Annotated in this window: 6 protein-coding genes; 2 read left to right on the top strand and 4 right to left on the bottom strand. The window is 61.8% G+C overall.

Annotated features, from left to right (window positions below; all coding sequences use genetic code 11):
• Window positions 1–287 precede the first annotated feature (287 nt).
• Together OIE68_RS47185 and OIE68_RS27155 are read right to left on the bottom strand one after the other, a co-directional pair.
• On the bottom strand, window positions 288–572 hold the full coding sequence (locus OIE68_RS47185; RefSeq protein WP_419150806.1) for a DUF6968 family protein: 285 nt from the start codon (window positions 570–572) through the stop codon (window positions 288–290).
• A gap of 386 nt (window positions 573–958) precedes the next feature.
• Entirely contained in the window at window positions 959–1,192 is a 234-nt protein-coding gene (locus OIE68_RS27155; protein WP_327093907.1) for a hypothetical protein, read from the bottom strand.
• A 531-nt stretch (window positions 1,193–1,723) separates the two neighbouring features.
• Here OIE68_RS27155 and OIE68_RS27150 point away from each other — a divergent pair.
• Both OIE68_RS27150 and OIE68_RS27145 read left to right on the top strand, forming a co-directional pair.
• On the top strand, window positions 1,724–2,245 hold the full coding sequence (locus OIE68_RS27150; protein WP_327093906.1) for a DUF6879 family protein: 522 nt from the start codon (window positions 1,724–1,726) through the stop codon (window positions 2,243–2,245).
• Window positions 2,197–3,084 carry a helix-turn-helix transcriptional regulator gene (locus OIE68_RS27145; RefSeq protein WP_327093905.1) on the top strand — a complete coding sequence of 296 codons (888 nt, stop codon included), beginning with the start codon at window positions 2,197–2,199 and terminating at the stop codon, window positions 3,082–3,084. Before OIE68_RS27150 ends, OIE68_RS27145 begins: the two co-directional genes overlap by 49 nt.
• Window positions 3,085–3,143: 59 nt before the next feature.
• Here OIE68_RS27145 and OIE68_RS27140 read toward each other — a convergent pair whose 3' ends face one another.
• A complete protein-coding gene (locus OIE68_RS27140; protein ID WP_327093904.1) occupies window positions 3,144–3,527 on the bottom strand; it encodes a hypothetical protein in 384 nt (127 codons plus the stop codon).
• A gap of 159 nt (window positions 3,528–3,686) precedes the next feature.
• Complete coding sequence (locus OIE68_RS27135) at window positions 3,687–4,064, bottom strand: serine hydrolase domain-containing protein (protein WP_327093903.1); 378 nt, start codon at window positions 4,062–4,064, stop codon at window positions 3,687–3,689.
• Window positions 4,065–4,162 lie beyond the last annotated feature (98 nt).

Genomic DNA, 4,162 nt, shown 5'->3' with positions numbered 1-4,162 from the left:
CCGAGACCGCCCCGCGCGGCAGGCAAGAGCCCCGCACCTCGAACAGATAACGGTACGGGGCTCTTGCCTTTCCGAGTTCTATCGCCGACCGGGCACTGCTGCCCCGTGGTCGATACCGCTGCTCGAGATCATGTGCAGCATGCGCGGCCGACACCTTGGCCTCGCGGTTCTACGGTTTACCCATCCGGCAGCAATGGGGTGCGTGTCTCCGTGGCCTTCCGGAGTTCAACAGAAAACCCCCGACCGAGTCGCTCCGGTCGGGGGTTGTGCGCATCTGGGGCTGTGTGTCAGCTTCGAGGAAATCCGAGGTCGGATTCCCCGAGGAACGTGTACTCGCCTTCGTTGGCTTCGAGCAGACGACCAGCGAAGGTCATTGCCTCGATAAGGGCCTGTACCGCATCCACACCGAAGATAGCCCGTGTCAACGGCTCCGCCTCCATGCCTTCGATCCGAACGGGGCATGAGTATGAACCGCCTTCGGACGGCTCTGGCTTCCCGAACGAGACGACCACTGGATCATCGCCCTTGCGGAGTTCGCGGGTCGCGATCGGTTCCCCGAGCTCCCAGGTCATTGCCATGGCGGGGCGCGCTCGGAGTGGCGGGCAGACCGGCCGATAGGCCGATACCGAGAATGACCAAGGACCGGATCACTAGGTTTCGCATGATTCCCCCGAGGAATTCAGATTGCTGATCAGATGTTCGGCGTCCGTGGTTCGGACGTCCCGGGTAGCGTCTGCTCCCGGGTGCGTCGGTTTGCGAGGAGCCCGCGCGGTAGCAGGGACAGAAGAACCAAATGCGTTGTACCGGTGCTAGTTTGGCCGGAGATGCTCGTGTCCTCACGTTCGATCCGTCCGCGGATTTCCCTGACGGCGGTCCTTCGGAATCCGTTCCGGCCACACGATCACTCCAACAGTCACCGCCAGCGGTAGCCCGATCGCGACAACCCAGCCGAGCGCAATCACGGCAGATCTTGGAGGAGTCGCAGCACCGTGGCGCACGTCTCGGCGTCGGCAGGTTCGACAGGGCTGACGCGGTGATCCACGACGGCTGCACCCGGAACCCGTTGCGGTAGCACACGATCGGCTGGACTCCGCAACTCGAGGTACACCCCCGGACCGTCGTTCTCGTCGCCGTAGTCGGCGACCTCCAGCAACCCGCCTGGGAACACGAACAGTCGTGTGGGCCTGTCCATCTCGACTCCTGTAGTCCGGTGTTGGTAGGCACCCCGTGACCGGTTGGCGTCACATGTCACGGGGGCCAGCTCAGACGCTAAGGAGTCCAGAGCCGTGGCATCTAGTAACTTGACGGAACTTGACAAAAGTTCTTTTACAGGCGGAATAGCCGGTCGAAATGAGGCACTATTGCTTACGGGAGTGTCACACACGGTCACACTCCTAGACGGGAGCCAAGATCATGCGCTTGAAGTTCCTGGGCAGCGGCGGGTCAGGACAAGGCCATTGCCCGACGTTGTACGCCACCGACCAAGACAGCTACCTCGTCCAGGGGTGACTAACCGACCATCCCGGCACTATCGAGATTCCCCACTTGCTACTCGGGTTCGCTGAGCCGGATACGTTCGTCGGGGCGACTATGACCGACACCGGCCGGGGAACATTCATCCTCGCTGGACGACCGATTACGGATGCTGAGACGCTGGATCGACTCGACCTAGCCGAGGACGAGACGGCTATCGAGGTGCCGAGGCGAGAAAGGAAGTTCTACGGTGCAGCTGCTGCAAGGCGAGGCGTTCTGGGATCTGTTTCGGCAAGCTGAGCGCTCAGCGTTCCACCTCGAAACCAAGGACGCCTACGACGTTGACGACGAGAACCCGCAGCTCGACCGGTTCCTTGCTGGACACAGAGACGATGACTACGCGTGGTTTCAGCCGTGGCTGAACCTGATGCGGGATGCCACTAACCGGGGCATCGCAGTCTCGCGGGTACGAGTGGTCACGGTGCCGCTGCCGGACTATCACCGTTGGTTGTTGTCGATCACACCCGAGAACGCCGACGCTGGAGAGGACATCCGTTACGTTCCAAGGCATCTCGCCGGAGAACTCCCGGCAGATGACTGGTGGCTGTACGACGATTCGCTCGTCACTTTCAACGTCGTCGACACCAACGGCTCCGGGGTAGGGGGCGTCACGACCGACGACCCGCACATAGTCGCCTACTGCCGCAGCATCCGAGAACGGCTGTGGAAGCTGGCCACGCCCTACGCCGAGTTCGCGCACGCCACGCTGTGACCAACTCGGTTTATGAACAGCGGGAAGCGCTCGGGAAGCGCCTCCGCGAGATGAGGAAGGACACCGGACTCACCGGACGCCAGCTCGCCGCTTTGGCGGGCTGGCACGAGTCGCTCGTGTCCAAGATAGAAACCGGCCACCGAACCCCCACCGAGGCGCAACTGCGCACGTACTGTATCCACACGGACACAGAGAGCCAGTTGTCCGACCTCGTCGCGACCGTCCGCAACATCGAATCGGCGTACCTCGAATACAAGCGCCTGCTACACACTGGCACCAAACGCCGACAACAACAGTCGGTGACGCTCGCTGAACAGGCCAAGCTCATGCGGATCTACGAACCGGTGCTGATCCCGGGGATGCTCCAGACCGCCGAGTACGCCGAGGCGGTACTACGCCGGGTCACCGAGTTCTACCGGATTCCCAACGACGTAGACCAAGGAGTGTCGAAACGGCTCGAGCAGCAAAAGGTCCTCTACCACGGTGACCACCGATTCCACATCGTGATCACCGAGCAGTCGTTGTCTACGACCGTGGGCAACGCCGAGGTCATGATCGGTCAGCTGGACCGGCTCCTAGCCGTCATGGGGCTACCTCGGATGCTGTTCGGCGTGGTGCCCTCGAATGCTGAATGGCTCACGCCTGCAACCAACTTCGTCATGTTCGATGAACGAATGGTGATGGTTGAAGCGATCACAGCAGAGCTGACAATCACTCAACCCCGAGAGATCGCCTTGTACGCCCGAGCGTTCGAAACACTCGCAAGGCAGTCCGTGACCGGCAAGGATGCTCGGGCGCTGGTCGGGGCCGCGCTCGGCCGCTGGCGTAGCAAGCCCTAGCGGTACTAACGACATGCCGTCGGTCTGAACGCCAACAATGAGCCTTGGTTCTCCGCCGTCTATGAAGAACCGGGACGGCCTGGCAGATCTGTGGGCTCAGTTGAATTTCGGTCGGTTGTCCGGCTCTTGAATGCCGCTGTGGATGCCATCGACAACAAAAGGCAGACGAACCACAATGCGATGTCGGCTGTGTAGGTCAGCACGAGCGGAATGTTGAAATACCCCAGTAGTCCACGAGGATTGACCACCACGTGATCCTGGAAAACCAGCTCGCGGTGGCCGACGGCGGCAAAGTAGATTTTCGCTACCTGCAACAGGCAGGAGGTTGTTGCGAGTATCGCAAGCAGCACCGATATCGCTCGGACGATACGCGACTGTCGAACCAGTGCTACCGAAAACACCGCGACCACAACAGAAGAGACGGCGATCCCTGATGTTGCCACGGCATGTGCGGCAAGGGATTCGCAAGTCGGAAGCGAAGAAAGCCGAAGCGCTACAACGCCTTAACCGCTCTTCACTCACCGGACCGTGCCGCTGATGCGGCTGGCACAGCACGTGATAGCCATTGCCGAGCTGGGCAACGGCTATCACTTGTTCGCAGATCAGGCCGTGGTCGAGACCCGGTTGAACATCCGTCCGGCCATATCTGCGCCCACGATCCGGCCGCGTTCGTCCGTCATCTCCGCCGCGACGGCGTCATCGGCCAGCTCCAGCTCCGGCACGTACCGCCGCACCGGCGCAGCCAAATCGACCTTGCCCTCCGCGACCAGCCGCATCAACGCCGTCGTGGTGAACGTCTTACTCACCGACCCCAATACGAACATCGTGTCCCGATCCACCGGCACCGGACTTTCGATACTCGTCACCCCATGTGCGGCGAAGACCTCCCGCCCATCAACCCACACTCCAACCGCCGCCCCCGGAACCTCGAACTTCGCAGCCATCTCCGCAACGAATCGATCCAGCGCAACCTCAGCCATTGTCCAACCCTTTCCGTTCTGTCCGCCACACCAGGGAGGTCTCCCGTGCGGCCTGCCCAGAACATGCCCGCCCCCGCTGACGCGCCGCTGACACGGCT

It is taken from the genome of Nocardia vinacea (assembly GCF_035920345.1).
Classification (GTDB): Bacteria; Actinomycetota; Actinomycetes; order Mycobacteriales; family Mycobacteriaceae; genus Nocardia; species Nocardia vinacea_A.
This window is presented reverse-complemented; position numbering and strand designations above follow the sequence as displayed.